At 48.6% G+C, this 26,154-nt stretch carries 16 protein-coding genes; 11 read left to right on the forward strand and 5 right to left on the reverse strand.

Going from position 1 to position 26,154, the window contains the following annotated elements; translation table 11 throughout:
• The first annotated feature begins 13 nt into the window (after positions 1-13).
• The 8 genes from ACDE64_RS05350 to ACDE64_RS05385 all read left to right on the forward strand — a co-directional run bounded on the left by ACDE64_RS05350 (position 14) and on the right by ACDE64_RS05385 (position 13,764).
• A complete protein-coding gene (locus tag ACDE64_RS05350) occupies positions 14-1,318 on the forward strand; it encodes a glycoside hydrolase family 125 protein (RefSeq protein ID WP_411349244.1) in 1,305 nt (434 codons plus the stop codon).
• Positions 1,319-1,487: 169 nt separating this feature from the next.
• Positions 1,488-4,667, forward strand: coding sequence for a beta-galactosidase (locus tag ACDE64_RS05355; protein WP_411349245.1), 3,180 nt, complete (start codon positions 1,488-1,490; stop codon positions 4,665-4,667).
• Positions 4,668-4,966: 299 nt separating this feature from the next.
• Positions 4,967-6,409, forward strand: coding sequence for an alpha-L-fucosidase (locus ACDE64_RS05360; RefSeq protein ID WP_411349246.1), 1,443 nt, complete (start codon positions 4,967-4,969; stop codon positions 6,407-6,409).
• A 549-nt stretch (positions 6,410-6,958) separates the two neighbouring features.
• Positions 6,959-8,023, forward strand: a complete 1,065-nt coding sequence (locus ACDE64_RS05365) for a response regulator (RefSeq protein WP_411345465.1) — start codon at positions 6,959-6,961, stop codon at positions 8,021-8,023.
• Positions 8,020-9,996, forward strand: coding sequence for a sensor histidine kinase (locus ACDE64_RS05370; RefSeq protein WP_411349247.1), 1,977 nt, complete (start codon positions 8,020-8,022; stop codon positions 9,994-9,996). Before ACDE64_RS05365 ends, ACDE64_RS05370 begins: the two co-directional genes overlap by 4 nt.
• Before the next feature lie 297 nt (positions 9,997-10,293).
• On the forward strand, positions 10,294-11,808 hold the full coding sequence (locus ACDE64_RS05375; protein WP_411349248.1) for an ABC transporter substrate-binding protein: 1,515 nt from the start codon (positions 10,294-10,296) through the stop codon (positions 11,806-11,808).
• A gap of 127 nt (positions 11,809-11,935) precedes the next feature.
• On the forward strand, positions 11,936-12,844 hold the full coding sequence (locus ACDE64_RS05380; RefSeq protein ID WP_411349249.1) for an ABC transporter permease: 909 nt from the start codon (positions 11,936-11,938) through the stop codon (positions 12,842-12,844).
• A gap of 14 nt (positions 12,845-12,858) precedes the next feature.
• The gene (locus tag ACDE64_RS05385) at positions 12,859-13,764 is read left to right on the forward strand and encodes a carbohydrate ABC transporter permease (RefSeq protein ID WP_411349250.1); all 906 of its coding nucleotides are present in this window, start codon (positions 12,859-12,861) and stop codon (positions 13,762-13,764) included.
• A 231-nt stretch (positions 13,765-13,995) separates the two neighbouring features.
• Here the strand turns inward: ACDE64_RS05385 and ACDE64_RS05390 are convergent, their stop codons facing one another.
• The gene (locus tag ACDE64_RS05390) at positions 13,996-15,018 is read right to left on the reverse strand and encodes an ABC transporter substrate-binding protein (protein WP_411349251.1); all 1,023 of its coding nucleotides are present in this window, start codon (positions 15,016-15,018) and stop codon (positions 13,996-13,998) included.
• A 97-nt stretch (positions 15,019-15,115) separates the two neighbouring features.
• Complete coding sequence (locus ACDE64_RS05395; RefSeq protein ID WP_411349252.1) at positions 15,116-17,116, reverse strand: helix-turn-helix domain-containing protein; 2,001 nt, start codon at positions 17,114-17,116, stop codon at positions 15,116-15,118.
• A gap of 398 nt (positions 17,117-17,514) precedes the next feature.
• Between ACDE64_RS05395 and ACDE64_RS05400 the strand changes: the two genes are divergently transcribed.
• Positions 17,515-17,943 carry a DivIVA domain-containing protein gene (locus tag ACDE64_RS05400; RefSeq protein WP_411345472.1) on the forward strand — a complete coding sequence of 143 codons (429 nt, stop codon included), beginning with the start codon at positions 17,515-17,517 and terminating at the stop codon, positions 17,941-17,943.
• 78 nt (positions 17,944-18,021) lie between these two features.
• On the opposite strand, the gene ACDE64_RS05405 is transcribed toward ACDE64_RS05400, so the two are convergent.
• The 3 genes from ACDE64_RS05405 to ACDE64_RS05415 all read right to left on the reverse strand — a co-directional run bounded on the left by ACDE64_RS05405 (position 18,022) and on the right by ACDE64_RS05415 (position 23,784).
• Positions 18,022-18,936: a TetR/AcrR family transcriptional regulator gene (locus ACDE64_RS05405; protein ID WP_411349253.1), complete on the reverse strand. Its 915-nt coding sequence runs from the start codon at positions 18,934-18,936 to the stop codon at positions 18,022-18,024.
• Positions 18,937-19,151: 215 nt separating this feature from the next.
• A complete protein-coding gene (locus ACDE64_RS05410) occupies positions 19,152-22,274 on the reverse strand; it encodes an efflux RND transporter permease subunit (RefSeq protein WP_411349254.1) in 3,123 nt (1,040 codons plus the stop codon).
• Entirely contained in the window at positions 22,267-23,784 is a 1,518-nt protein-coding gene (locus ACDE64_RS05415; RefSeq protein ID WP_411349255.1) for an efflux RND transporter periplasmic adaptor subunit, read from the reverse strand. The genes ACDE64_RS05410 and ACDE64_RS05415 overlap by 8 nt, the downstream gene beginning before the upstream one ends.
• A gap of 364 nt (positions 23,785-24,148) precedes the next feature.
• Between ACDE64_RS05415 and ACDE64_RS05420 the strand changes: the two genes are divergently transcribed.
• Together ACDE64_RS05420 and ACDE64_RS05425 are read left to right on the forward strand one after the other, a co-directional pair.
• Positions 24,149-24,319 carry a hypothetical protein gene (locus ACDE64_RS05420; RefSeq protein WP_411349256.1) on the forward strand — a complete coding sequence of 57 codons (171 nt, stop codon included), beginning with the start codon at positions 24,149-24,151 and terminating at the stop codon, positions 24,317-24,319.
• Between the two features lie 288 nt (positions 24,320-24,607).
• Positions 24,608-25,897, forward strand: coding sequence for a TolC family protein (locus ACDE64_RS05425; protein WP_411349257.1), 1,290 nt, complete (start codon positions 24,608-24,610; stop codon positions 25,895-25,897).
• The last annotated feature ends 257 nt before the right edge of the window (positions 25,898-26,154 follow it).

The following is a 26,154-nucleotide window of genomic DNA, read 5'->3' on the forward strand; positions in this document are numbered from 1 at the left end:
GGCGAATATTGCAATGAGTACATTTGAACTGCCGGAAGTGATCAAGCAGACATTGGCAGAAGCGGAGCAGCGATTGGCACATCGTCCGAAGCTGGCACAGCAATTCCGTAACTGTTTTCCGAATACATTGGAGACGACAACCAAGCTGCTGGATGATGGCACGACCTTTGTCATTACCGGTGATATTCCGGCGTTATGGCTGCGCGATTCGGTCGAACAGCTGATGCACTATGTACCACTCTGTGGCAAGGACGAGCAGCTGCAACGGATCATTAGCGGGCTGATCCGTCGTCATATGTTCTATCTGTCGGTTGATCCATATGCCAATGCGTTTAACGAAACCGCTAACGACTGGCATTGGGACCCGGCGGATGAGACGGAGATGGGACCGTGGGTGTGGGAGCGTAAGTTTGAGCTGGATTCGCTTTGCTTTACCGTACGGCTGGCGTATCAATATTGGAAGCACAGCGGCAATTCAGACATTTTTGATAGCGGGTTTAAAGAAGGATTGCGCAGCATTTACAAGCTATGGCGCACTGAGCAGCAGCATATGGAACAATCGCCATACCGATTTACGCGGCGTAATTGTCCAGCGATTGATACGATCCGCAATCAGGGCAAAGGCATGCCGGTTAACTACACCGGTATGATCTGGTCGGGTTTCCGTCCTAGCGACGATGCATGCGATCTGCATTATAATATCCCAGCGAATATGTTTGCTGTTGTCTGTCTGCGTCAGATGCAGGAGATGGTGCGGTTTGTGTATCGCGATCTGGCATTTGCCGACGAGCTAGCACAGATGGAAGAGGAAGTGCAGCACGGCATTGAGCTGTACGGCATTTACCGTCACCCGGAATACGGTCCGATCTATGCGTATGAAACAGACGGATTTGGCAACTATTGTCTGATGGATGATGCTGGTACGCCGAGTCTGTTGTCGATGCCGTATCTTGGTTACTGTCGACCAGATGATGCCATGTATTTGCAGACGCGCAAATTTATTTTGAGCAAAGAAAATCCGTTTTACTTTGAAGGCAAAGCTGCGCGTGGCATGGGCAGTCCTCATACGCCGCCGGATTACGTATGGCATATGGGATTGTCGATGCAAGGACTCACCGCCAGCACGGACAAGGAAATGCTGGAGATGATTAATATGCTGGAGAGTACGGATGCCGATACCGGTTATATGCACGAAGGCTTCCATGCTGACGATCCACATACCTTTACCCGCCCGTGGTTTGCATGGTCGAATAGTCTGTTTTCCAATCTCGTGTATACCGCTATGCAAAAAGGGCTGCTGGATAATAATCACGCATAAGACGTATATGCATGGTTAGAGGTGCATCTTAGGTGCAGATATGCATGCCTAGGTCGTATATGCATACGTAGCTCGATGCATCGTTACATGTACACCTGTTTTGAATAGGCAGTCAACGGCAACAGATCCACTGAACGTATTCCAATTGATGATAAAAGGGAGATTACGCATGAATTCCATTCTATCCAATCATTCCTCTGCATTGCGTACCGTTATTTTTTATGATTCCGGGTTTCCGTTTGATGGGCAGCGTCCGGGTGAGCAACAGCTTGCTGAACTGGGGAGCGACGTTGTTGTTGCCGATGCCGCGGGACTTGCGGATGCGCTGATACACGCAGATGTGTACGTGCATCTGCATGGCAGTTATTTTCCCAAAGAAGCATGGCACGCTATTTGGCAGCATGTACGTGGTGGCAAAGGGCTAGTGCATCTGGGCGGCGTTCCGTTCCGCACACCAGTACGCTGGACGGACAATGGCTGGCAAAAGGAAAATGATCAGACGGCATATCATCAGCAGCTGAATATTCACGAAGCATTGCCGGTTGATCCCGCGCCGATTGCAAGCTACGCTGCCAGTACCGATATTCCGCTGCTGGCAGGTCAAGAGCAGCTATTTACGATCGATGCTACATGGGGACTCGTACTGCATGTGACCAAAACGGATGATCATCCGGGGCAGGGTGGCTCCAGTGGTCCGATGGATGCGCATATCTATCCATTACTCAAAGGCATCTCGCAGGATGGACGCGAAGTGGCAGCACCCGTTGTATTGCTGGAACATACAAAGGGTGATTTTGCCGGTGGACGATGGGTATGTGCCAATCAACTAGCAGGAGAGTCGTTCTGGGAACAGGGTATCGCTGCGCTTCTAAGCTGGGCGCAATTCGCAGCACGCGGTGTAACTGAAATCTGGGTGAAGCCGAATTATGCCAGCTACGATCCGGGCGAGCGCCCGACGCTGACGATTCAATTGCAAAGCTTGCAGCGTCATGGAAGTGGCGGCGAGGTGGAGGGAGATTGGACATTTGCGTTGGCATTGCACAACAACAATGATCATCAAGTTTCCCAGCAAAGCCAGTCTGCTGCTGAAGAACAAGCGGCAAGCAGCCAATCTTCACTATGGAGTCATCAGCTGAGTATTCCGGCTTTCCGCGAGCTGAACTTTGTCAAAGTACCCGTGGACATTATCGTGGAGCCGGGATATTACGAGCTGGATGTGACTATCACCTCACCGCATGGAGATGTCCGTCAAGTGCGTCAAGGTTTCTGGGGATTTCATGCGGAGCTGCTGGCAGAGGGCGAGATGCTGACCGTAGACCGTGATTATTTTCGCAAAGAAGGACGACCGTTACCGATTGTCGGCATGACCTATATGACTTCGGATGTAGCGCGCAAATATTTATTCCTGCCGAACGCGTCCGTCTGGGATCGTGATATGTTGCAAATGAAGCATGCAGGCATTAATTATTTGCGCACAGGGATTTGGACGGCGTGGCGATACATTATGTTTGTCGATGGGCATCCGTATGAGGAAGTGCTGCGGGCGATCGACGCCTTTATTTTGACTGCGAAACGGCATGGGTTGGAGCTGACCTTTAACTTTTTCGCCTTTACCCCGGAGCAGTGGGAAGGTGTGAATCCGTATCTCGATCCGCGTAGTGTAGAGGCGCAGAAACGCTTTATTTCTGCCGTCGTCACCCGCCACAAAGACACTGCCAATCTGCATTGGGATCTGATCAACGAACCGTCCATGTTCCACCCAGACAAAACTTTCAGTGGTCCGCAGCCGGTGTATGATCGCTTCGAGCTGGAAGCGTATCGCCATTGGGTGCAGCAGCGCTATAACAACGATATTACCGCGGTACAGGAACGCTGGAATATGACACCTGCCGAGCTGCCGGACTTTGCCGCAGTGCGCCCGGTCAGCCCGGATGAAGTCAGCTTCCGCACCACATCCATTTATCCGAAAAAAGGAAATCGCTGGCTGGATTATAGCCTGTTCACGATGGATATGCACAATGCGTGGGCAACCGAATTGCGTGAGATGATTCAGTCCATTCAGCCGCGTCAACTAGTAACAGTCGGGCAGGATGAAGGGCTGGCAGGACAGCGTCCGTCACCGCTACTGTATGCCGAAGCGGTTGATTATACAACCGTGCATTCATGGTGGGAAATGGACGATCTCGTCTGGGACGGCATTCTGACCAAAACACCGCAAAAGCCGAATCTGATTCAGGAAACTGGCATTATGTATATCGAAACGCCGGACGGTCGCGCGAAGCGTAGTGAACAGGAATTGAAATATATATTGGAGCGTAAATATGCGTATGCCTTTTCTACTGGCGGCGCGGGTGCAGTGCAATGGATCTGGAATATCAATTTCTATATGCACAATGTGAATGAGTCGAATATCGGTGCGGTGCGTGCCGACGGAACAGAGAAGCCAGAAGCGGATGTATCGTATGATTTTGGACGCTTTATGAATGAGATTCGCGATCTGTTTGAGCAACGGACATTAGAGCAGGTGGCGGTCGTCTATCCATATTCCAATGATTTATCGACCCGTAAATTGGCGCGAGCAGCAACAGCGAAGCTGATCCGTACGCTCACTTATGAGCTGAATGTGCATCCGCGTGCATTTGGCGAATATCATCTGCATGAGCTGGAAAGTGGGACACCGCCGAAGCTGATCATCGTGCCGAGTGCGCATAATTTTCAGGGCGACGCGTTGCAGCAGCTATTGACGTATGTAGAACAGCATGGAAGCACGCTGCTATTTACCGGACCGCTTGATCTGGACGAGTACTGGCAGCCGGTCAATCGCTTACCGGATGTGACGGAGCAAGCACCGTTATCCAATGTACGCCGAGAGGAAGGATTACAGCTGGGCGATACTCTATTGCCGGTATCCTTTGGTGGAACCTCAATCGCTGAATTGGTTAAGCAAGCACCATTAACGGGCATCTCACAGGTGAAAACTGTTTCGCTTGGCGTAGGCAAGCTCATCTGGAGCCCTCTGCCGGTGGAGTTAAATGACCGTACGGATACGTTGAACGCGTTGTACGAATATGCGCTTAACGAAGCAGGCGCAGAGCCGGAATTGCATTGGCGGCAGGGCGGCGATCTGCCGGGCGTATACGGACGTAAGCTGGATTTTGCAAAGGGAAGTTTGTTTATTTTCGTATCCGAATATGGTGCTGATGCATCGATTGCTATCACTAATCCATTAAATCAGCAGCAATACAGTTTCACACTGGCAGCTGAACGTACAGTCATGTTTGCCACAGATTGCGAGGGTGAGCTGTTGTCCGTGTACCGTCCGCATGAAGTGGAGATTCAGATAGATTAAGCCTATACGTAGGTCCTAGTTATACGTATGTCCATATACCAATCAAAATAGAGCCGTATGCATTGGATATATCTATGTACTAACGATGTATAGCGAATTGGCATTCGCATGTAATCAATAAAACATCTATGTGCCGATATCCTGTCTGAATAAAAATTCTTTTGCATAGGATATCGGTATATTGGCAAAAGTGAAAAATGATCCACCTAAACGAAAAATGATCCCGCAGGAAAAATGTATCATGCCCGTAATTGTTTATAGAGAACAGGAATGAATCATCACGGGGGAGGCTATATGACATGAGCGATGCAAAAACAACTGAAGGAATAGACAAGGAACAGGAGCAGATTGACAAGCTGTTGGAAGTACAGGATGGTGTGCACAATTACAGCAGTGAGGAATCTTGGGTGAAACCGGAAGACCCGTATTTGTTAGAACGATTGGAATGGTTCAAAGACCAGAAGCTGGGGCTGATGATGCACTGGGGACCTTACTCGCAGCTGGGCGTCGTCGAATCGTGGGCATTGAGCGACGATGACGGCGATTGGTCGCGTGATGGCATCGACTGGCAACCAGATGCGCAGGAGCTGAAGCGTGAGTATTTTGGACTGAACCAAACATTCAATCCGATCCGCTTTCAACCCGAAGAATGGGCAGAGCTAGCAAAAGAAGGCGGCTTCCGCTATCTGAACTTTACGACCAAGCATCATGACGGCTTCTGTATGTGGGACACCCATACGACGGATTACCGGATTACTGGCAAGGACACGCCATTTCACGCCCATAAATATGCCGATATTGTAGGCAATCTGTTCAACGCGTTCCGCGAGCGCGGACTGGCAATCTCAGCATACTTTTCCAAAGCCGACTGGCATACGCCCTATTACTGGGCAGATGGGATGGAACGCGGACAACATAGCTGGCGTGGACCAAGCTACGACCCACATCAATACCCATGGCTATGGGAGCAATTTGTCCAGTTTACTCATGACCAGATTGAGGAGCTGCTCACCAACTACGGTCGCGTGGACGTATTGTGGCTTGATGCGGGCTGGGTACGCGCAGGCAAGGGTGGACAGGATATCCGTCTCGGAGAAGTCGTCGATAAAATGAGAAAGCATCAACCATGGCTACTATCCGCTGATCGTACCGTAGGCGGGGCTTACGAAAATATCGTCACACCAGAACAAACCGTACCAGAGCACGCCATGTCCATCCCGTGGGAAAGCTGCGTTACGATGGGCACATCGTTCTCATTCCGCTACGAAGATCAATACAAATCCGTACGCCAGCTCGTACACCTGCTGATGGAGATCGTCTCCAAGGGCGGCAATCTGGCACTCAACGTAGGTCCACAACCCGACGGTCGTCTGCCCGAAGGTGCCATCGCCCGGATCAAAGGACTAGGTGCTTGGCTCAACACTTACGGCGAAGCCGTTTACAGCACCCGTAGCTGCGCTCCAGCCTATACCGACAACTGGGCATTCACAGCCAAGCCGTCTCAAAACAAAGTATACGCCAGCTATCTCTACACCGACGAACAAACCCAAGTCCCAACCATGCACACCATCCCTTACGAGGGAACCGTACAATCCATCGACCTGCTGGGCGAAACCATCACCGAATCCCTACATTTCCAACAAACAACCAAGGGCATCGAAGTTCACCTACCACCTTCAACCCAAACGAACTCCCAACCCCCAACCCCCATCGCCCACATCTTCCGATTGCACACAACCTAAACCCAACAACCAAGCACCCAACCCAAACCACCCAAACCAGCCCCCAAGGCTGGTTTCTTTTCAATACAAAAACCGAACTATGCAAAATACATCCAGAAAAATATTCAGAAAACTAAAAAGATAATCACAAAGATCTAACAACACTACCCCCAATTTCACTAAAAATAACCCCAATTCAAGCCAATCTCACTACTCTATACAATCCCCATCCCTCCCAGCTACCTACCCACCCCACATGCTTGCTTCTGCGTATAGATTAGATGCAAGCATCGCGGAACGGAGGGAAGGAAATAAGGGGTAAGGACGACTTTGGAGGGGCGGGAATCTTCATTCTCTCCCAATCCAAAAGATTCCCGCGGCTCCACCGGAGGACGTCCCCTTATTCCTTCCCGCAGTGCATGCTGCCCTAATCCCACGCCAAAGCACCACCATGTACAAAAACATGATACAGTATGTCAGAACTATTGCCATTAATCTACAAAAAACGTTAAGATATGAACAATTCACATTCATTTCGACAAAAATCCCCATTACACAGAAGGTGACCATATGAGAGTACTGCTAGTAGACGACGACGTAATCGTTACAAAAGGCTTGCGCAATATTATCCCTTGGCACGAATGGAACGCCGAGATTGTGGGCGAGGCGCGGAATGGCAGCGAAGCGTTAGAGATTGCCTTGCAGCGACACCCTGACCTGATCATTACCGATATCAAAATGCCGATCATGGACGGACTGGAGCTATGCCGCCGTATCCATGAGCAGATGACCGATACAGCGATCGTATTGCTAAGCGCGCACGAAGACTTTGACTATGCCCGGCAAGCGATGCAATACGGTGTACAGCAATACATCGTCAAGCCTGTCGCCAGGCCCGAGATTGAGCAGCTGACCGACTATGTACGCGAACTCGCACAGCGGCGTGGACAGCGGTTGGATCATTATCATTCCTTGTTTGGCAAAGAGCTGGAACAGCGTTGTACCGAAGCATGGCAGGCAGGCGATATGCTATTTTTCCAGCAGCTATTCGATCATCAGCTTGCGGCAGAATTGCCTCCGGCGGAAGTGAAGGCACTGTGTATCCGCGTGCTGAATCTATTGTTTGATTTTAACGACCGCATCGCTGGTGCTCAGTTGGGAGCACGAGCAACGTATATGGATCGGTTGCTTGATTTGAAAACATCGCCCGAAGCGATCGCCTTCACCTGTGAATGGTGCAGCACGATGGGCAAGCTCGCAAGTGAGAAAAAAGACACCCGTCAGCATTCACTAGTCGACTATGTAAAGCAGCATGTGCAGGAGCATATCCACGAACCCGATCTGTCGCTTGCCAGCATTGCTGCGCGATTGGATCGTTCCCCCGCCTATGTTAGCGCGGTGTTCAGTCAGAATACTGGCACGAAGCTGGGGAGTTATATTACGTCAATCCGTATGGAGATGGCACGCCGCTTGCTGCTTGATCCAGCGGTGCCCGTGTATGCCGTATCCGAGCAACTTGGATTTCTGGATTCGCATTATTTTGCCCGTGTATTCAAAAAGCAGGAAGGCATGACCCCGTCGGAATATCGCAATCTGTATCTGAACGGCAACTCTGCAACCGGAGCGCGGTCATGAGATGGGCGAGCGGCTGGCGCGGTTGGCTGGAGCGAACCGGCATTCGTGGCAAAATCGCTGTCTTGTTTATCGGCGTCATCACGTTAACTGCGGTGCTATCGAACGGGATTTTGTATGTTGTATTTACTGGCATTATGCGCGAGCAGCTATTGGAAGATCAGCAAAACATTATGCTGCAAAGCCGCAACAATATCCAAAATGTCGAGACTAGCATCGATCAGGCAACATATTACTTTTCCACTGACAAGACGATTGCTGATATTCTTAACCAACCAACGGCAGATGATATTGAACGGTATCGCAACCTGAATATTATGAATCAGCAGTTTATCAAATATCTGGATGTGCCGCTGAGTAGTGTGGTGAACGCATACTCGGCGCTTTTTTTTGTCAGTGATACGTCGCCTGTTGCGCAGACGCTGCCGACAACGAGCTTGCAGCTATTGGGCGGGCTGTCGGATTCCGGGGGCAATCGCTTTTTCAGTCCACAGCTAGCGGCGGGCGAGGAATGGTTCAAGCGGACGGTGGAGCTGCAAGGGACGCTGAATATTTTCTATGCAGATGGTGATCAGGAGCATGTGTACGTTGCCAAGCAGGTGCGCAATCCACTAATCATGAACAGTAACAATGAAATGGGCGTCGTCGTGATCGCTATCGACAAAAATGAATTTGGACGCCAGATTGAGAATTCTCAGCTGACGAGCGGAACACGCTTGTTGCTGGCAGATCAGAGCAATCGGGTGCTGTACAGTAACGACCGCTCCTGGACAGGCGTGCAGATTACGGATGGCGGACAGTTGGCACCGCTGCTGGAATACGCCGATGTGGGCGGCAGCACCGATTTGGATTATAACCATACTTCGTATATCGCCGATGTGTACCCGCTAAAATGGGGCTGGAATCTGGTCGCTCTCATTCCGTACAGCGATGTAACCGAGCGTTTGTCGATCATTCGCTATCTGATCGCTGGCATTACCGGAATGGTCATTATAGTGGGCGTAGTACTGACGCTGATCGTGTCCAACAGTATCGCTCGTCCAGTAATCAAGCTTGCCAATGTTATGAAAAAGATCAAGGATGAGTCCAATATCGACGTATTTATCGAGCCACCAGAGCAGAATGAAGTTGGCGTGCTGTACCGTCAATTCAATAACTTGATGCAGCGCATTAACGGTCTGGTCGACGATGTAGTACGCAGTGGGGAACGGGAGAAGCAAGCGGAGATGAAGGCGTTACAGGCGCAGATTAATCCGCATTTTATATACAATACGCTGGATTCGGTCAACTGGCTGGCGCTGAGTCGCGGGGAGGACGATATTGCAACGATGGTATCTTCGCTCGCAGCGATTTTGCGTTATAGCATTCGTGAGCCGGGAGAAAAGGTTCCGCTGGAGCAGGAGATCGATCATGTGCGCAATTATGTCAGCATCCAGCAGATGCGATATGGCAACAATTTTGACGTGCAATATGATATCGATTCCCAATTGTATCGATATCCGGTACCCAAATTCATCATTCAGCCATTGATCGAAAATGCGATCCAGCATGGAACTGAGCGGCATAGCGGACAGGGTCATATCGTATTGCGCGCGCAGATTATAGAAGGTACGCAGAGCGAACGATCATATGGAAAAGCCCCAGTGATCAATGACATAGATATAGGCGATCTATCGCAGCAGGTATCATTGCAGCACCCAGTAACGCCGTCAACATCAGATGATTCGAGTTCTCACACGATGCCGTGTATCCGATTGATTATTGAAGACAACGGACCGGGCGGCGATATTGTCACGCTGAATCAGTATTTAAATGATCAGCAAGAAGCATTACCTAGCTCTGACGGTATCGGCATCCGCAATGTGCATCAGCGTATCCGTCTGCACGACAATGACGAACGATATGGATTGCATTTTGAATATGAGAATGGAGTAATGAAATCTATCATCACCCTTCCGTATGAGGAGAGAAGATAACGCTTACCATAAAAATATGCACCTTATCTAAAAAAAGTACGCTACCTATGCTGTCATCGTTAGAGGATAATAAGTCTATACACAAGAAACGACAACAGAGCCGGATGAAAGGTCATGACGATCTGATTCCGCTCATGCCCTTCCGGTTGCCTATAGCACCGGAAAGTCAAAATATAATGCGGCAAACAATGGTTTATCAACATCATTTAGCCTCAACACCCATTATATTCGACACAGTGGCAATATCATACGCAACATCATGTTCAGCTTGGTACAAGACGAAAAGGGGATGAAGCAATGCTGCACAAATCAAAAGCCTGGTCTCTAAGCCTGGCGGTACTGCTGTTACTGTCTGTCGTATTGTCTGCATGTGGAGGCTCGGATGAAAGCTCCGCTACCGATGCCAACGGAGAACTTGCTCCGGTTGAGCTAGTCTTTTACAACTACGCGACACCGATGAAGGGACAGGAACGTGTCCTTCAGGAAATTAACAAATACCTGAAAGAAAAGATCAATGCCACCGTCAAAGTTGTGACGATGGAAGGCAGTGATTTTGAAACGAAAGTACCGGTCATGCTCGCTTCTGGTCAGCCGATGGATATCGTGTTCACCAGCTCATGGACGAACAACTATCTGTCCAACGTATCCAAGCAAGCCTTTACCCCATTGACCGAATTGATGGACAAATACGGTCAGGATCTCAAGAAAACCGTACCCGATACATTATGGAAAGGCATGACCGTCAAAAACGAGATCTATGCCGTTCCTAGCTACAAAGAAATTGGTCATCAGGTTGGCGTGCTCATGCGCAAAGATCTGGTGGACAAATATAAGATCGATACATCCAGCATCCAATCATGGAAAGACATGGAGCCGATCCTGAAAACGATCCATGAAAAAGACCCTAGCATTCTCGCACTTGATGGCTCGGAAGGCATGTACCGTTCTATTCCAGTACAGCATATGTCCGGCGACTGGAATTTGCCTGGCGTCATTAACGTAGGTGATCAACCGTACTACAACCGCCCGGATGACAAAATCTTTGATCAATACGAGACACCAGAATTCAAAGATTTTGTAGAAACGGCATATCGCTGGAACCAAGCCGGCTATACGCCGAAGGACGTAGAATACCAGAGTGAGAACGATTGGAAAGCTGGTAAAGTATTCGCTGGCTCTCTGCTGTATGCACCGAACTATGTGTACAAACGCAGCGCCCAGCTTGGATATGAGCTGGACTACCAGAATCTTGGCAAAGGCGTGGTAGAGACAAGCGACGTACAAGGTGGCGGCTTCGCCATTCCACGCTCTTCCAAAAATCCAGAACGCGCTATGATGTTCCTGAACCTGCTGTACACCGATCCGGTGCTGGCGAATATGTTCGTCCACGGTATCGAAGGACAGGATTACGAGAAAGTGGATAATACATTTATCAAGCCTGCCGAAGGCGTCGACCCACTCAGCCCGGATTATGATTACGGGTATGGCTGGATGTGGGGCAATGTGAACATTTTCTACTATGATCAATCGTATCCGAAGGACACACTGGAACAGTTCAAGAAGTTCGAAGACAACAATACACCATCACCTGCACTCGGCTTCAACTTTGATACGACACCAGTGCAGACGCAGATTGCTGCGATCAACAATGTCATCAGTCAGTTCTACCCGCCGCTCGTCCGAGGTACGGTCAACCCGGATCAATACTTGCCGATGTTTATCCAGAAGCTGAAGGATGCTGGTGTGGACGAACTGATCACCGAGATGCAATCCCAGTATGATCAGTGGAAAACAGAGCAAACCAAGTCCTGATATATAAAAGCCGCTATTAGATCGCTATGCATTCACCAATCAACTATACAAAAGAGGAGAGGGGCGGAACAGCAATTCCGCCCTTTTGCTTTCCATACATCATTTGATCAGCACAGGGGGAGAGGGCATGACATTACTGTACGAACTGCGCAAGCATGGAGCGCTGTTTCTGATGGCGCTGCCGGCACTGGTACTGCTGGTGCTGTTTAATTACTTGCCGATGTTCGGCGTCATTCTGGCATTCAAAAACTACAACTTCTACGACGGGATTCTCGGCAGCCCATGGGTCGGGTTCGACAATTTCAAATATCTATTCAAAGGCGATGCGTGGCTTATTACGCGTAACACACTGCTGTATAACTTTGTATTCATTATCGTCGGATTGGTGCTGTCAGTGGCGATGGCGATTGTGCTGGACGAGATTCGTAGCCGCTTCTTATCCAAGACGTATCAGACGATTCTCATCATGCCGTATTTTCTGTCATGGACGATTGTAGCACTGATCTTTTACGCCTTTTTAAGCGCGGACAAAGGGATTGTGAATCAAATGATCTCATCGCTCGGCTTTCATCCGATCAATTTTTACACGGAGACGACGTATTGGCCTTATATTCTCGTATTCGTCTTTTTCTGGAAAAGTGTCGGTTATAACAGCATCATCTATCTGGCTTCCGTTACTGGCATCTCGCCAGATTATTACGAAGCGGCAACAATTGATGGTGCCAACAAATGGCAGCAGATTCGCTATATCACACTGCCATGTCTGAAGCCGATCATTATTATTATGACCATTCTCAGTATCGGTAAAATCTTTTACGCCGACTTTGGGCTGTTTTATCAGGTCACGTATAACTCCGGTGCACTCTATCCGGTGACACAGGTTATCGATACGTATGTATATAACGGTCTGACCACGATGGGCAATTATGGTATGACTGCTGCTGCCGGGCTGTATCAGTCGTTTGTCGGCTTTGTTCTTGTTATCTTCACCAACTGGGTTGTCAAAAAAATCGACCGTGACAGCGCGCTGTTCTAAAAGGAGGCTGTACGATGGAACAAACATCCAACCGTTTCAATCAGCTGCCGCGCAGCTGGAATCTGGTGTTCAATATTATTCTGATCATATTATGCGTCATCTGTATCATTCCGATCATTCTCGTCTATGCCATCTCATTTACAAGCGAATCCAGTCTGGCGGCAAAAGGATACCAGTTCTGGCCTTCGGAATGGAGTCTGGCAGCGTACGGTTATATTTTCCGCAATAGCGATCAGATTCTTCAATCGGCGTATGTGACGATTGGTGTGACTGTGATCGGTACGCTGTTCAGTCTGATCGTGACCGCCCTGTTCGCGTATGTACTGTCGCGTCGCGATTTTCGTTATCGCAACATTATGGCGTTCTTCTTGTTCTTCACGATGCTGTTCAACGGTGGTCTGGTACCATCATATATCGTTAATACGAATGTGCTGCATCTGGGTGACTCATTCTGGATTCTGATTTTGCCGTATTCACTCAGTGCGTTTAACGTCATTATTTTACGGACATTTATGCAGCAGTCGATTGAGACGGCGATTCTGGAGGCGGCGCGGATTGATGGAGCGGGAGAGTGGTATATTTTCGCTCGGATCGTAGTGCCACTGTCCAAGCCGGGTCTGGCAACGGTCGGTCTGTTCACACTCGTTACGTATTGGAATGACTGGTTTCTCGGTCAGCTGTACATCACCAATCCGAAGCTGGTCAGCCTGCAATACATGCTGATGAAGCTGCAATCCAATATCGACTTTGTGACCAACAATGCAACCTCAGCGACCAACAATATGCTGATGGCGCAAATTCCAGCAGAAGGCGCGCGGATGGCAATTCTGGTAATCGTATTGACACCAATCCTGTGTGCATATCCATTTTTCCAAAAGTATTTTGTCAAAGGTCTGACGATTGGCGGGATCAAAGGATAACCTGCTGCGTGTATGTATCATGCAATCAACCAAAAAACCTGATCACCCCCTCACAGCTGGGATTTCCCCACGGTGTGAAGGCAGTTGATCAGGTTTTTGGTCATGCTTCTGTTCTATCTCATATGGTACTCTAGTCGGCTTGTATTGTCATTGCTAGTGAATTGCATATATGCTATTTAGTCCACCTATACACCAAGTATCGGGTGTATCACGTTCCTATATACAACGATATTACTGCTTATTTTTGTCCACAATCATATCTGCGAGCAGACCGATCTGTCCAACAATCGATGCTGGATCGTAGAAGGAGAAGGTGTCATACGGCAAATCGTACACTTGTCCACTTTGAACAGCAGGCAGGTTTTTCCAGATGGAACTGTTCAATACTGCGTTTTTCTGAGCTTCGGTTGTGCCGTCGTTGAAGCAGATGAAGATATGATCGGCATTGGCATACTCCGGCAGACTTTCCAATTGAATCGGCAAAATCTGCTTGCCGCTGTCGATCACTTCTTTTTGTACATTATCCAGCGGTTTCAATTGTAAGCCATCATACAGTGCATAACCACCGCGACCGTAGTTATCGCCAAGAATGGAAATGTCTTTGTCGCGTACATTGATCAGCACAGCGGTTTCGCCCGGCTTCACAACGTCTTTGATCTTCTCGCGTGCTGCACTGGCGGCTTCGTCATATTGCGTCAGCCATGCCTGTGCTTGCTGTTCACGTCCGAGCAGCTTGCCGAACAGTTGAATTTCTTCTTTTGGATTGTTGTACGCGTTGTAAGGCACGTACAGTGTTGGAGCGATTTTGCTGAACTGATCGTAGGCTTCTACATCGAAGTCATTGATTACGATCAGATCGGGATTGAGCGAGATTACCTTTTCCATTGAAGTCGGTGCACCGATATCTTCGATACCCTGTTCCTGCTCCTTCAGAAATGGACTTCCCATCCACCATTCCTTATTGGCGGCAACAGGCTTTAGACCGAGCGCCAGCAGAGTACCATGATAATACGTAGACACGATACGCTGCGGATTCGTTGGGATTGTAATTTTGCCTTTGGCGGTATCGATTGTACGCGTAGCCGATGTGTCGGTAGCAGCTGTCGTACTTGTGTCCGTACCGGATTCTGTCGTTGTTGCTGTACCGGATGAGGCTGTCGGAGCAGCGGACGATCCGCATGCAGAGAGCAGCAGGCAGAACATCACCATCATCGCTATCATACAGGCTGGCTTGCGAAGCAGCCGGTTATTCATTGTTCATTCCCCCAGTTTGCTAATTGATAATCATTATCAACCAGAATCATAACAACCTACTGCGGGAACGTCTATGGACAAACATGATCAATTCCTGTCACAAATATGATGCCAGACTATCCAGCCATGCCTGTAATTGCAATTGCTGGGAAAAAGGGTCAAATCCATAAAATACATGCCGATCCATAAGATGCACCTTGCCCGCCTGTACCGCCGGTAATTGCTTCCATAGTGGCGACTCCATCACTGGCGCAGCTAGTTGCCGCTGCTGACCATCCTGATGTTCCACCGGATAATGAATGACGATCATATGATCAGCAGCATAATCGTCCAACCGATGCAGCGGAACTTCTATATTAAGCAAGCCTGTATCAATCAACTGCTGTCGCACTTGATCCGGTGGCTTACACCCTAACCCGTCATATAGGAGCGGCCCGCCCATGCTGCGCAGATTCCCATACACATATACCTTTTCAGAGACGATCTTGTAAATGCCCACCGTTTCGCCTTTATCCTGCCAGCGACGTAGCTGTTGTCGGACTTCTGCTAATTGATCATCCCAGCTGTCCAGCCAATGCTGTGCCTGTTCACTGCGCTGGACACGCTGTGCAAGCCAGAGCCATTGCTGCCGCCAATTGTACTGCTCCACAGGTAAGCACTGCACTGGCGCGTACTCATCCAACCATTCCGCATGTGGATCATCAGTATAAGCGAAGACTAGATCCGGCTGTTGCTCGCTTAGTACAGACAGCGAAGGAGAGGGCATCATCGTAATATCGACTTCTGGCAGGGCAGTATAGCCATTTACATACTCAGCTGTCTTCCGATGCGTTTGCCAGCGGTGCCACATCCTCCTGTCGATCTGCCCGGCAACCGGAAGGATACCGAGACCGAGCAGCATTGCCGTTAACGGTCTATTCCACGTCACATAGGATTTGGGCGCCGTCCTGTACTGACGCGGTGACATCCCGAATTGCTGCTTGAATTTGCGGCTAAAATAATGCATATCACCGTACCCGCAGCGGCGTGCGATCCCATCCAGACTAGCATGCGACAGTTGCAGCTCCAACCGCGCACGATGCAGCCGCAATCGGCTCAAATATTGGCTGAACGAGCAGCCTTTATGACTGCGGAACATCCGTGAGAAGTGCTCTGGCGTCATCCCTGTTTTCCGAGCCAGTTCATCCCGGCGCAGATCGTCACGATAATGGGTCTGCACATAGCTGATCATCTGCTGAAAAGACAAGTGCTCGTTATGCACTCCAGTATCTGTTTCCAATGACAACAGATGCAGCAGCTCATAAAAGCTCCGGTAAAAAGCCAACATATTCAGCGTTGAATGCAGCTGTGCAACATCTCCGGCTAACTTATCCATGTCCTCACACAAGCGCCGCATTTCGGCAGGCGAGTGAATGAGCAATACAACGGCTGTGCCTGCAATATCACCCGTTCTCACTCCACTTGGTAGAAACGAAGGCCATGCCGCATCTGTCGCCTGTTGTTTGTCGTCCGCATGGCTTGACAGTTCCCGAAATACAAGCCGATACAATTCCAGCGGCTGCTGTCCCGTACTGCCGATATGTATACCTGCTCCAGATGGGCAAAATAATAATTGTGCATCATTCATTGTGGTCATTTGTCCACCAATCGTCACCTGTGCCTGACCTTTGCTCATGAACAGCAGCGTATGCCCATCCGCCACCATCCATTCCTGTCCATCGGCATCATCGAACACCATGTTTGTAAAAGACAACGGCATCCACATGATCGGCAACATACCATTCGCCGTATGAGAGAGCGGAAGCGATACTATATCGTTATCTACAGTATGCTGAATAGAATCAGACAACTCTGGTTGTGGCGACGAATTGATCCGCTCCCATGTATCTATATATTCCAGTACTTGCGCCTCCGTAGTGTACTGTTTCAACTGCTGGCGCAGCGCTGCCGCCTGTTCCTGCTCCAACTTGCCTACATAACGTACCGTTCGATGCCGCACTTTGCCATCTTCAGTCCGATACGATTCCACCAGCCGATAATACGTATGTGTATTCGTCCCACGTCGAACGAGTTGCTTTTTCAAAAACATATCGCCCATCACACTCCATCCGAGAGCAAAATAACAATCAACAAAATAATCAACGAAGAAGTAAAACGAAGCAGTAATCAGCTACGTTCCAATGTAGACAAATATAGCCGAATATAGTCAAACGAAAGTTAAAGACTACATATTAAAGTAAGGACTACACTTCATACGTTCATTTTGCCGTAAAAAAGCAATCTGCGAAAGAGCCAATCTTACCATGGCACAACCACCAATAGAACCACTGACGACAGAACGAATGGGATAAAGGAAGTAAACATGCCGCACACCGCTCCATATCAGCGTTCAACCGCATTCGAATATTTTCCCAAACGCCCGGTTTGTGATACATTAATAAACAGATAAAGCTGGGTTTTGTACCATGCTCAACAGGAATGAGGGGAATGAAGGATATGGCTGTAGATGAAAACTATCAACGCAAGCTGGAAGATCAGAAGCGTTTGTTCAAGCAGCTTGGCGTCAAGTTCGATTCACTTACGATTCATGAGAAGGATTTCACCACCAAGATGAGAGGCTATTCACAGGAAGAAGTGGATTTCTTTCTCGATGATGTCATTCAAGATTATGAGCGCTTTTACAAAATCATCACTGATCTGCTGGATAAATATAACGAGCTGCAACGCCGCCAAACGTATGAAAAAGAACGCGCTGCCGTGGAGCGTGATCGCGTCACTGCCGAGCAGGAACGTGCCACCGCCAGAGCACGCGCGCTGGAAAGCGGTGTGGAGCGAAGTGTTGTAACCGATGCGATTAGCAGTTTGGAACGCACAATTGCTCAACTGAAATCACGTCTGGACGAGAAGCGTGACGATTCATACTGAATAATGAAGAAAGGGATGCCCTGCGATGGTTCACAGGGCATCCCTTTTCTTTGTACGTTAACGGTATTCATCCAGAGCTTAATCCGTCACATGGCTGCTGCTCTGACGCAGATCAACAATCTGTTGTAACTTGCGTGCATATTCCGCCAGTTCGTCATATCCGCTAATAAAGTTCAGCAGGGCACGAATCATACCAGAGCGACGTTCCGTCCGAATGACTTCCTGCTCTAGCGAATGCAGCACTTGCCACAGCTCTTGTTGTTCCTCGTCACCGATGGCGAGAGCGTCCACATGGCGTTTGATAGCAAGCAGTAGTTCATGAATCATGATGCCCTGAAATACCGGGCTTTGCTCCACACATTCCGGCTTCATGGTCACTTTTTTCCAATCCCAGATCGGTTTGTACTCGTATTTGACCATATTCTTGACCATCTGGTCGACCAATCCAGCCAGAAAGCGTGCCAGCTCCTCATTGGTCGTCTGCGGCTGTAATCCGATGACTGGCAAGAACAAATATTGCATCAATAGCGAACGTACCATGAAGATAATGTCGTATACATAGATGCTCACTTGTTCACCATAAATATCGGTCAGGCAATCCGTACACCAGCGATTCGCCTGATACTCTACCTGCAAGCAGGCTTGCAGCAGCTTCTCATTTTGCAAAATCGTCTTGTCGTGCAGCGCCATCAGAATAGAGTGGATCTTGCTCTCCAGCATCATGCTTAGATGCAGCTGTACGAATCCGTTCAGCTTTTGCTCCGGCGATTGCTCCATGCCAGCGTACAGCCGTTCAATCCGTTCGTTGATCATACGCCCGTGCTCCAGAACTGTAGCGATCAGAACGTCTTCTTTACTCTGGAAAAACTTATAAAACGAAGCCTTCGCCATACCGCTTTCCCGGGCGATTTCGTCTACCGATGTCGCGGTATAGCCTTTTTCCGAGAAAAGCCGAACTGCCGCTTCGATAATATCCTGTTCTTTTGACTTCAAGGGCGTGTCCTCCTGTATCCGGGGAAGGGCAGAAGCCATTCATCACCGGATAAAAATGCGACAAACGGACAGTTTCCCGTCCGTTTGCCTGTTGTGCCGCGAATGCTGCGGACATTCTATTCCCGCATATCGATTTGTTGGTCACTTGCGATGTTCAGCTGCAAGTGGATATGATCTCGGTACGATATCCGCTTATTCCTGTAACGGTCTATACATTATACTTTCGGAGCAGCATTAAGTTTCTCTAAGCGTCTTTGTTTTCGTTCCATTTTACGAATCTGGCGTTTTTCCTTCCAGCGTGCGACAACCATATAGAGAGAAGGAACGACGAACAGCGTCAGAATGGTCGAGAAGATCAGACCGAAGATAATAACGACACCGAGCGGTCGGAATAGCAATTCCCCAATCGTAGCAATCGGGATCATACCTACGATTGCAGTCAGTGAAGTGAGCAAGATCGGACGGAAACGGGCGGAAGCTGCCATAATGACTGCTTCTTTCAGTTCCATACCTTCACGCCGTGCATCCTCGATAAACTCGATCAGTACGATACCGTTCCGTACGACGATACCCGCGAGCGCGATAATACCCATAACCGACATGAAGCCAATCGGTGTACGTGTCAGGAACAGACCGAGAATACCGCCTGCCGCCGCCAGATACACGGTCGTCATAATGATCAGCGGAATCGACAACGAGTAGAACTGAATCACGATCAGAATGAAGATCAGGAAAACGGCAACAACGAACAGCTTGCCGAGATCGCCGAACGTATCCGCCTGATCAGACGTTTCACCGCCGATTTCGTACGTGTATCCTTCTGGGAAATTCATTTGCTGCAATTTTGGCGTGATTTCTTGCATAACTTCCGTTGCAGTGCGACCATTCACATCTGCTTCAATCGTATTCACGCGTTGCAGATTGTAACGGTCGATTTGTTGGACTGTGAATTTCGGCTTCATTTCCACGATTTGAGACAGTGGAATTTGCGTGCCAGCCGAGTTGGTTACATTGGTTTGTTGCAGCAGGGCGGTTGGATTCGCGGTTTGTGACCCTTTGATATACAGCTTCATATCAACCAGATCATCACCGTTGTCAAAATCACCTACGCTCATACCGCTACCCATCATCAGCAATGTCTGGGTTAGATTGTTGTAGCTCACTTTGTAACGATCCATAGCTTGCTTATTCACGACAAAATCAAGTGCATAGTTGTCGATGCCCAGACTGTCGCTAATGCCGTACGTTCCTGGCGTATCGCTAATAATCTGCTTGATTTCGTTGGACAGCGAACGGATTTCTTCCAGATTGTCTCCGAGAATACGGATCGATACTGGCTTACCGACCGAGACGCCGACGGCGGTTCCGCTAACAGAAGTCTGGATACCCGGATAATCGGCTTCCAATTGATCCGACCATTTGTCCGTCGTTTGTTCTACCTTCATGTCGTGTTTACCAGTAATGAGAATCTGACCGGTATTCGTACCACCACCAGCAAGTGCGCTCAAGTTGGTAAACAGCTGAGGTGCAGCGCCGCCAGAAGCGTACGCCATATTTTCTACTTCTGGTTGTTTTTTGAGCCATGCTGCCATGCTGTGAACCGTTTTATCGGTTTCTTCCAGCGATGTACCAGACGGCATATTCACATTGATCGTAATCTGCGGGTCTTCCGATGTTGGGAACAGCTCAATCGGTGTAAAAGCAGCCAATCCGTACGCAAACGTACTGACGAGCAGACCGACGATGGCTACGATCAATGGACGTTTCAACACTTTTGGCATCAGACGATGCGCATAGCCATTGCTGACTGCTTGAATCTGTTTGCCCAGCAAACCAGCGGGTTTGTCCACATGACGACGACCGCGTTCTAGCTGGCGTTCTTCATACCATTGACGGAAGATTGGAATAATCGATAGCGACATAATCATCGACGCCAGCATACAGAGCGAGATAATCGTCGGAATCGGGCGGATAAATGCTCCCATATCGCCTTGCAATACCATCAACGGCAGGAAGGCAGCAATCGTTGCGAGTGTCGCCGTAATGATAGAGATAGCGACCTCTTTTGTTCCTTTTAGCGCTGCATCGGTTGGATTCTCACCAAGCGTCGATAGTCGCCGCTCAATATTGTCGTTGACGACGACCGCGTCATCGACCAGAATCCCGAGTACGATAATCAGACCGACAATCGTAATCTGGTTGAGCGTGATCCCGAGTTGCGGCAGGAAGATCATGCCGAGTGCAATGGAGATTGGAATGGCAAGCGCGACAAACGCCGCAGTCAGCCAATTCATACCCAGTGTACAAATTAAGATAACCGCTGCAATCGCAATCGCCATCTCTTTGATCAGGTTGTTGTAACTTTTGTTCACCTCATCATTTTGAGCGAACAGCGATTCAATTTTGATATTAGCGGGCAGTGTCTTTTTCAATGTATCCATCTTGGCGGTCAGACGTTGATTCATGGTTGGAACGTCCGAACCGGTCTGACTGCTAATATCGAGCGAGATGGAAGGAGTACCGTTGTAATAACTCAAATACGATTCGGTTGCTTTGACCAGGTGTACATCGGCAACATCTTTCAGATATACCGGAATACCAGCTTCGGTCTGAGACACAACGATATTTTTGAGTGTATTATAATCGGTTGCCTTATCGACCGTGAGTTGATATGTACGGTCTGCATACGTAAAGTTCCCGGTCGGCACGCGGTTATTTTCCGATTGGATTGCCTGCATTACGGTTCCCCACGGAATTCCGTATTGTTGCAGCTTCGCCATATCGGCATCGATGCGTACTTGCTGATCCGGAATCCCTTGGATCTCGACATCGGTAATACCCGGAACCGAACGCAGCTGATCGCGCCAAGTATTCATCAGGTCACTCAGTCCATAAATGTCTTCTTTCGTTTTGCCATAGATGGCGAACGATTGGACAAAGGTTTGCGTCAGATTATCGTTGACGACTGGCGTATCTGCATCGGCAGGAAGCTCTGCTTGCGCATCTTCTACTTTGCGACGCAGCTCGTTCCAAGTGTCTTTGGCATCGGCGCTGTCCTCTGCCTGGACTGTAATGGAAGAAATACCATTACCGGAGGTGGAGGAGATTGTCTTCAGATCCGTAACTTCCTTGATCTTTTGCTCCAGCACCTCGGTTACCGTCTGCTCCATCAGATCAGGGCTGGCACCGGCATACGTTGTTGTAACAATTGCCGTTTTGACCACAACGTCTGGCATGAGCTGCTTCGGCAAACCCATCAGCTGGGCAGTACCGAAAATAATCAGCATCACAAAGAACAGAAGAGTGATTTTACGTTTTTGAACAAAGTACTTAATCATTAGCAGTGGCCTCACCGTTTGTGCCGGTTGAAGCTGCATTGGATTGGCCAGCGCTGCTGTTGCCCTGCGCGTTGTTCGTCGCAGCATCACTTACTTTCAATTCGTCGCCATTGAATAACCGATCGGCGCCGCGGGTAACGACTTTGTCTCCTACTTTCAGACCGCTTGTAACTTCATAGCTATTATTGTACAGATTGCCCAGCTTGACGGTTGTCTGTACAGCTTTGCCATTCACGGCTTTGAATACATACGGTTCACTGCCGGAGCTAACGACTGCTTCCACCGGCACGAGAATGCCGCTCTGCGAGGAAGCTTGACGGGAAGCGCTCACGACCTGTCCCGGTTTCCAATCTTGGTTCGAATTGCTAATTGCAACTTCGACGCTGATCGAACCGGTATTTTCATTTGTTTGTGGATACAGCTTGCTTACTTTTCCAGTGCGTACATCGTCGTACAGACTGATGCTTACTTGTTGTCCGACTTTCCACTGACTGATCTCGCTATCTGGAACCGGCAGCAATACTTTCAGACGATTGATTTCGCCGATTGTAAATACTTCGGTACCTGCGCTTACCGTTTGTCCAGCTGACAGCGTTTTGGTCAAGATCGTACCAGAAGCGGGAGATTGCAGATTGCCGCGAGTCAGATTGAGCTGCGCGGTATCACGGGAAATGACCGCCTGGTCATAACTAGCCTGTGCTTGTTCGACCCCAGCCTGTGCTTGCTCGACTGCGGCATTGGCTTGAGCTACGCTCGCCTGTGCATTTTCGATGCCAACCTGTGCCTGTTTTACAGCAGCGGCGGCAGAAGCACGATCCGAATCTTTGGCACCAGCAAGTGTCAGGGACAACTGCTCCTGTGCATCTTTTAAGCCAGAATCGGCATTATCAAGCGCCGTTTGTGCCTGTTCGTTTTCCTGCTGAGTCAGCAGCCCATTATCGAACAACGTTTGTGCACGGGTAGCGGCTGTTTTCGCTTGGTCATAAGCAATTTGTGCCTTGTTGACCGCGTTTTGCGCTTGCGCCTTTTCTTGTGGACGTGCACCATCTAGTACACCTTGCTGACTTGCCTGTGCACTTTCGACCTGAGCTTGTGCAGAAGCGATACCAGCAGCGGCAGCTTGTTGACCAGCTTTGGCATTGGTCAGCGATGCTCTGGAGCTGGCAAGAGATGCTTGCGCGGCTGCAACTGACTGACTTGCATTTTCAACTTCGAGCTGAAGATCGGCCGTATCCAGTCTTGCAAGCACCGATCCTTTATTTACACGGTCACCTACATCGACGCCTACCGATGATACCGTTCCGTTAATACGGAAAGACACCGGTGTTTCGTCATAAGCAGCAAGTGTGCCAGACAGATCATAGACCGCATCCAATGGTTGCTTCTTGATCGTACTCACTTCAACAGTAGTTGTGGTCGGCTCGACAGCAGCATTGTTTGCTGTTGAGCAGGCGGTCAGGCTGACGGCAAGCAGCAGCGCTGAAAAGGCTGTTGGCCAGCTTTTTTTCATATTGCAGGTTCCTCCTCTAAACTCCCCAGTTTTTTTTATACTCCTTAGTTCATGGCTGAATTATAGAATTAATCCAGTCTACTTGTCAATCATATCAAGACCTCCCGCCGATGTACTCAATCCAGAGATGTAGATTGAGAAAATGGGAACTCCGTCTCTAAGCCGATGTACATTTACCAAATAGATGTACCAACAACAATTACGTATATGTACAGACTCCTATAGCACAGTATCGGACAAAGGTAAGAGGAGATGTACATGTGGCACATAAAAAAAGAATGATATGACTTGTGAATATTGTGTGAACGGGGAGACGTTTGATGGTATAATTAAAATATACAACATTTGGAAGGAAGGTAGACGCATGAAAATTAGTGATGATCTGCAAACTAACCATAAAGCGACGTATGCCGAAGAAGAGCAGCCTTCATATCTTGCCGTCAAGACGTCCATGTCCAACGCACGCGCGCAACTGGTTATTGCAGCGCTTGTACTGGTTGTGTCTGTCGTCCTGTTCATTGAGTGGCAATGGTAGCCCATAACATGTTCCTGATCGTGCACATATCATATATAACTTTTTATATAGAAGATAAAATGGATCGTACTGCAACCTTCACCTGATGTCGGCGTCTAATAAGATAGAGCCGGCAAAGGTGACTTTTTTGTGTGCAGTTGAAATTGTTCCTATGTTAAGGTGGAATAAAGGTTGATTTATTTTGTTAGGAATGCTAAATTAATTTTATTAGTATTACTAAGTGTTTTGCAGACAGAGGATGAATGTCGGTCTCATATTTGCTGAAATACATGAAGGAAGGAATTTTGAATGATGAAAAAAGGAATGGTTAGTGCTTCGGTATTCGCTGCTGTACTGCTGGCTGCAACTCAGCCTGCTACATTTGCCAATGCCGCAGATAGCACCACAACAACTACACCTGCTACAACAGGTACAACAACGGATCAAACGGCAACAACCGATAGCTCCACTACAACGCAAAGCCAGATCTCTGGCGTACGCGAAGCGAAAAAAGTCGATAGTCTGGATCTGGAAAAAGTAATCGATCTGGCGATCAATGACTCGTACAACCTGCAATTGCTGCAACTGAAATATCGTGTACTGGATCAACAAAATGCCAGTCTTGGTTTGAACTATGTCGATTATCTGAACGCTTCTCCGGGTCTGCAATATGTAACAACGAACCGCAGTAACGAAGTGAGCCTGTCTACTGGTTCCCAAACAGGTCAGACACTGGAAACGAATATTCGCGATCTGGATACCCAGAAGCTGAACACACAACTGCAAGTCGATGAAGCCAAAGAAGGTACGAAGCTGGCAATGACCGGTCAGTACGTTCAACTGCTGACGCTGCAAAAACAAATCAACCTGTCTCAAGAATATATTCAAGTGCTGCAACGTGACGTGCAACGTGCACAAACGCTGCAAAGTCTTGGTTCCGGTACACAGGAAGATATCGACAAAGCGGATCGTGCACTCAAAGCAGAGCAGGATAACCTGACCAGCTTGAACGATTCGTACCAAAAAACACTGTCCACACTCAGCTATGATCTCGGCATCGTATACGATCCGAATATCAAACTGGCGGACGTTGATGTAAAACTGGATGCTGCACCGACAGTTGATGCAGATACACTGCTCGGCAAATCGTACCAGATCCAATCGCTGGGCAATAGCCTGAACAAAGCGGAACAAGATGAGCAAAAAGCAATTACAGACAACAGCTTTGAAGATCAAGCGAACAAAGCAACGACTCAAATTGCTGCTCAACAACTGGAACAAGGCAAAGTAACCTATGCCAAAGCAATCGAATCGAATCTGAAAGATATGGACACTGCGCTGAAAGACGTGCAAACAGCACAACGCTCGGCACAGGATGCTAGCGTCGATGGCGTGAACATGCAGATTCGTTACAATGCAGGCGTCGTTACCAAATACGATCTGGACAAATACCAGTATCAAGTCGATGCTTCCCAAGTCAAAGCACAACTGACTCAACTGCAATATTATGTACAAAAAGCAAAAGTAGATGCGATGAACAACGGCTACATCGCCAGCAGTTCATCATCGGCAAGCAGCTCCTCTTCGTCAGGTAGCTAAGCTTAGCTGATTGGTAGATACACGCATATAACTCACAGTGCAACCGTTGGATTGATGCAACCGGATAGACTACGGAATCCGTCATCCGACGTTACACTGTATGAGTAATGAAATAAACCGCCGCAGTTCACAGATTATGTCCGTGAGCTGCGGCGGTTTTTGTTTGACTGAAAATAACGATTGGTTTGATTGAATGATCTACACAGCTAGTAGAACGAAGCATATGTGAGATCAGGTGGCACGAGAATAGACAAATT

The organism is Paenibacillus sp. WLX2291 (assembly GCF_046603665.1).
In the GTDB taxonomy this organism is placed as follows: Bacteria; Bacillota; Bacilli; order Paenibacillales; family Paenibacillaceae; genus Saccharibacillus.